This is a genomic window from Halorubrum sp. Boch-26 (assembly GCF_029889805.1).
GTDB lineage: Archaea > Halobacteriota > Halobacteria > Halobacteriales > Haloferacaceae > Halorubrum.
Map to the genome: position 1 here is coordinate 1 of NZ_JARANT010000136.1, position 4,791 is coordinate 4,791.

Below are 4,791 nucleotides of genomic sequence, written 5' to 3' on the forward strand. Positions count from 1 at the left end.
TGTTGCCTCCCCCACCCCCACCCCCCACACCACCCAAACATCCACCAACAAAAAAAACATCGTCGCCGCCCATGCCTCCGGAGTCGTCGTCGTCGGAGCCGCCGTCGTCGAGGAAGCGGTCGAGGACGCTCGCACCGACGAGCCCCAGCGTGGCGACTATCCAGGTGGCCGTTGGAGCTCCCCACACCGGTAGTTCGAGGCCCATTACCGAGTACCACCCGCAGAACACACTTCAATTCACCCCTCAAAATATCAACAGTGAGAAGACGCCTCACTCCTGCGGAGACGAGCGAGACGCCCGCTCTCGCTGCTTGGCGGACGAGTTCCCGCTCAGATGGTCCGCTCGAACCCGTCGGCCGCTCGGACGACGAGCCCCCCGTCCGCCCTGAACCGGACCGTCCGTCCGACGTTCTCGCCGACGTCGGCGGCGACGATCGGAACGCCGGCGGACGAGAGGTGCCGCTCGGCCCGCTTGACGTTCCGCGGCCCCACCGCGTCGGTGAGATCGAGCATCTCGGCGCCGCCGGCGACGCGCGCCTCCAGCCGCCCGGGCACGGCGCCGGCGTCGACGAGTTCGTCGACGAGCGTGTCGATGCCGGCGTCGACGTATTTTCCCCGGCGGGCGGCGCTAGTCCGTGCCTCGTCGACCGTCGGTAACATCGCGTGAAGGAGTCCGCGAGCGCCCGCCTGTTGGTCGACGAGCGCGACGGCGACGCAGGATCCGAGCCCGCTCGTCGTCAGCGTCTCGCCGCCGGTCGCGACGGCCAGTTCGCCGACGCCGACCTTGATTCGCCGCTCGGCGGGAACGTCTCCGGTAGCACCGCCGCGGTTTCGCGACCTGCGGCCGCGGGACGACGAAGGATGGCTCACGTCTCGGAGAGGCGATCGAGGGCCCGCGCTAGTTCGCGCTCGTCCGGGAGCGCGTACACGTCACACCGCGCCTGCACGCCCTCCGTCTGGATCGCGGCGTCGATGACGAACCCGTAGTCCTGCCGTCGGCTCAGCTTGGCCACCAGCGGGCTGATGGCCGCCGAGCCGATATCGTGGACGAACTCCGGCGGCGAGTGGGTGATCGAGGTGCCGAGCACGTTCGCCCAGCCGTCGATGAAGCCGCTCGTCATCACGTTACCGAGCTCGCAGAGCGCGTTTTCCGCCATCCCCCCGAGCGGCTCGTCCGGCTCGCTCGGGAGCATCGACTCCGCGATCGCCGCCGCCGAATCCTCCTCGAAGAGGATCGCGAGGTAGCCGCTCGGCTCCCCCTGAAGCTCGAAGACGGTTCCGGCGTGGGGCTCGACGCCGACCTCAGCAGGGACATCCGCGAGCGGGACGAAGCGCAGCCGACTCACGTCGACGGTGGTGTCGAGTCCGGTCATCATCGAGATGTTGTCGGCGGCGTTCGACGAGCCGCGCTTTGCCAGCGACGAGAACGTCGACAGCGACTCGTACGGGACCGCGGTGCTGCCCGTCTCGCCGGCGGTCCTGTCTCCCGTCGCCTCGGCGCCCGCCGTCGCGGCCGGCGCCGTCTTCCCGACGATGAGATCGCGGAAGGGGCCGGAGTCGGGAAGCATGTAGATCGAGAAGTCGAGGTCGGTCGTCGTCGCGTCCAGCCGGCTCTCGAAGAGGAACACGCCGTCGCCGGCGAGCGCCCCGTCCGGGAGGACGGCGGCGCCGTCGGCCTCGAAGTAGCGCGGCGGCGTCATGTCGATCGCCTTCCCGAGGTAGTTCGCCCAGCCGTCGAGGAAGCCGCCGAGCGCGATGTTGCCGACCTCGGTCACCGCGCTGCGCTCCATCGACGCGCCGCCGGGGAGCAGCGAGAGCAGGGCGTCGACGTTGGCGGCGTCGAACGCCAGCACCGCCTCGCCGTCCAGTCCGCCGCGGAGCCCGACGCTCACGCCGATCGACTCGCGACCCGCGAACGCCTCGGCGAGGTCCTCGCCGCTGGCGACGCTCGCGCCCGTGACCTCCACCGCGAGGTCGGTCCCCGTCAGGTCGGCGAGCGCGCCGGCGGCCTGCTCCGCCCCGCGCTCCGCCAGCCGATTGCACGCGCCGAGGGCCCGGACATCGACCCGCATTATACCGCCGATCCGATGGCGTCGAGCACGTTCGGCTTCTGGAACGGCTTCGTGATGTACCCCTCGGCGCCGGCCTTGATGGCGGCCTTCATCTTCTCCTCCTGACCGACGCTGGTACACATGATCACCGTCGCCCCCGGGTTGTCGTCGAGGATCTCCGTCGTCGCTTCGATCCCGTCGCGAATCGGCATCACGATGTCCATCATCACGAGGTCCGGGCCGTGTTCCTCGTACATGTTAACTGCTTCCACGCCGTTTTCGGCCTCGCCGACGATCTCGAACTCCCCCTCAAGGATCTCCCGAAGGAGGTTCCGCATGAACTCCGAGTCGTCCGCGATAAGCACGCGCGTTGCCATGGTTGTCTCGAAGGCGGGCCAGCGGTCACTTAACGACTCCCCCGCGGTTCTCAGCGATGAGAACCAACGCCGCCGGCAGTCGACCGTGCACGGCCGAGCGAGACCGCGCTCTCGCCGCCGCCGGAATCGGGGTCGCCCACAGACTCGGTAACGCGATCGCTCTCAGACCCAGTGGCCGAGGATGTACGTCGCGCCGACGAGGACCGTCCCGCCGAACGTCTCGCGCGTCCCGATCCCGAACGGGAAGAGCGTCGCGGGCCCCTCGTCGGGGGATTCCCCATCGCCGCTGTCCCCTTCCGGCGGCTCCTCGCTCGGACTCTCACCGGCCGGATCGTCCCGGTTCGACGCGTCGCCGTCGGCGTCGTCCGATTCGTCACCGTCACCGTCGGTGCCTGCGTCGCTTCCTTCCGCCCCGTCGGTCGACTCCGAGTCGTCCGCGTCGCTCTCGTTGACGCGCGTCACCGCGGGATCCGCCTCCACGATCAGCGTTCCGTTCACCCTGTCCCCGTCGATCGCGAGCGTGTACGGGTATTCGCCCGGCTCCAGGTCGGCGTTGAGCCCCCCGAACGTCTCGTTTTTCGATGTCTGTGGCGCGACCGTGACGTGCCGTTCCTCGACGATCGCTCCGTCGTCGACGTCGAGCGTCAGGCGCTCCCGGTTCCGTAGCTGCCCGATGTTCCGCACCGTCGCGGAGAGGTCCGCCAGCGACTCGCCGCGGGTCACCGTGAGGTTCGTCGTCGTCTCGCTCGCCAACCGCAGCCGATCGGGGGCCGTCGCGTTTGCGACGACGAGGATCGGTCGGCTGTCCCGCAACGACTGTCCCCGGTAGAGGCGGTAGCTCGCCCTCGTACCGGGAGCCACGCCGGATAGTCCGCTGTCTAAGGAGAAGTTCCCGTCCGACATCGTCAGTTCGGACTCGGTCCGGGAGGGGGTCTCGTTGGCGTCTCGGACGATCGTCGCCGACAGCTCCGCCGCGGGCAGGATCGAGGTCGTCCCGGTGATGGTCCCGTCGTCGGTCTCGACGAGGATAGTGCGATCGTCGGTGACGTTGTCGTACCGGAGGTACCGCTCTCGAACGCTGAACGACGCCTCGGCGTTGACACGCCCATCGGCGGTCCCGTGGTAGGGGTACTGCTCCGATACTCGCTCGTCAGTTGCCGACGCCGCGTCGAACGCCGCCGGCGGCTCTCGGCTCTCGCTGAACGCGTACTGCTCCCCCTCGGTCCCCTCCAGAGCGAATTCGACAGAGAACTCGTCGCCCGGCTCGATGTCTTGGGTGAAGGGGCCGCCGTCGCTCGTGTCTATCGCGAGATAAAAGCGGCCGGGAGCCCGGTCGCTGTCCCCGCGTTCGAGCTCCTCGCCCTCCGCGAGAAAGAGGGTCACGTCGTCCGGGTCGGCGTTTGCGAGGCCGAGCTCCGTCCGGCGTTCGTTCCGACCCGGGTTCGTCTGTCGGACCCGTAGCGAGACGCCCTCTTCGGCTTCGAGGAGGTCGGCGATGACGCGGTGATCGATCGTCGTCCCGGCCTCGATCGGCTCGCCCGTCCGGTTCTCGGCGAAGTGCGACATCGCGCCCCATATCCCGGTCGACTCGAAGCCGAGCACGACGCGGTCGCCCTTCGTCACCGCCGTGCGGTCGAGGCCGTTCTCCCTGAGGGCGCCCATTGATTCGGTCCCCTCTCCCTCGCCGTCGGCGATCACGTCGGCGTCCGCGGTCGTGAAGACCTCGACCTCGTCGTGGAACGTCGGCTGTCGCAACACGAGGTCGGACTCCGCGGCCACTTTGACGGGATCCACCGCGCCGGAACTGCGGACGACGAACGTGCCGTTGGTGATCGCGAGCCGGTATCGCTCCGGAACCAACGGTCGCGCGAGGCCGCCCGCACCCGTTGCCCCGGCCTTAGAGAGGTTGGCGAGGCTCTCGGCGATCACGTCGCCGTCCTCGTTTCTGAACTCGAGGTCGCAGTCCACGCCGGAGGTGCCACAGCTGTCGACGTTGCTCTCGTTCGTCCCGATGAGCCGCGTGTTGATCGTCGTCGACGAGCCGGTCACCTTGAGAACGTCGACGAACCCGACGGTTCCGCCGGAATCGGTGAGGCGATTGCCGCCGACCAACAGGTACGCGCTGTCGTCCCCGGAGGCGCCGACGACGTGCCTGATCTCCACGGGCTCACCCGCGGTCCCGGTGTACGTCGGTCGGCTGAACGCGCCGTCGATCTCTCGGGGCGCCGCGTCGCCGAATTCCGCCGCCTCGTCGGCCGCGATCGCGAGAGAGACGCCGTCACCGCCGCCGGTCGACGCCGTCGAGTCGGCCGGCGCCGCCGCCCCACCCGCGAGGGTTGCCGCGGCGGGTCCCGAGGCCGCGG

The 4,791-nt window shown here is 69.3% G+C and carries 4 protein-coding genes and 1 pseudogene; all 5 read right to left on the reverse strand.

Translation table 11 applies throughout. The features are described from left to right. Positions 1 to 205: pseudogene (locus OQF71_RS13835) on the reverse strand (flagella accessory C family protein); the annotation flags it as partial. Between the two features lie 125 nt (positions 206 to 330). Next, the gene (locus OQF71_RS13840) at positions 331 to 870 is read right to left on the reverse strand and encodes a chemotaxis protein CheD (RefSeq protein ID WP_280588385.1); all 540 of its coding nucleotides are present in this window, start codon (positions 868 to 870) and stop codon (positions 331 to 333) included. Further along, positions 867 to 2,072: a chemotaxis protein CheC gene (locus tag OQF71_RS13845; RefSeq protein WP_280588386.1), complete on the reverse strand. Its 1,206-nt coding sequence runs from the start codon at positions 2,070 to 2,072 to the stop codon at positions 867 to 869. Before OQF71_RS13845 ends, OQF71_RS13840 begins: the two co-directional genes overlap by 4 nt. After that, a complete protein-coding gene (cheY, locus tag OQF71_RS13850; RefSeq protein WP_280588387.1) occupies positions 2,072 to 2,428 on the reverse strand; it encodes a chemotaxis protein CheY in 357 nt (118 codons plus the stop codon). Before cheY ends, OQF71_RS13845 begins: the two co-directional genes overlap by 1 nt. 162 nt (positions 2,429 to 2,590) lie before the next feature. Next, on the reverse strand, positions 2,591 to 4,791 hold a 2,201-nt coding region (locus OQF71_RS13855; protein ID WP_280588389.1), incomplete at its 5' end, for a BGTF surface domain-containing protein.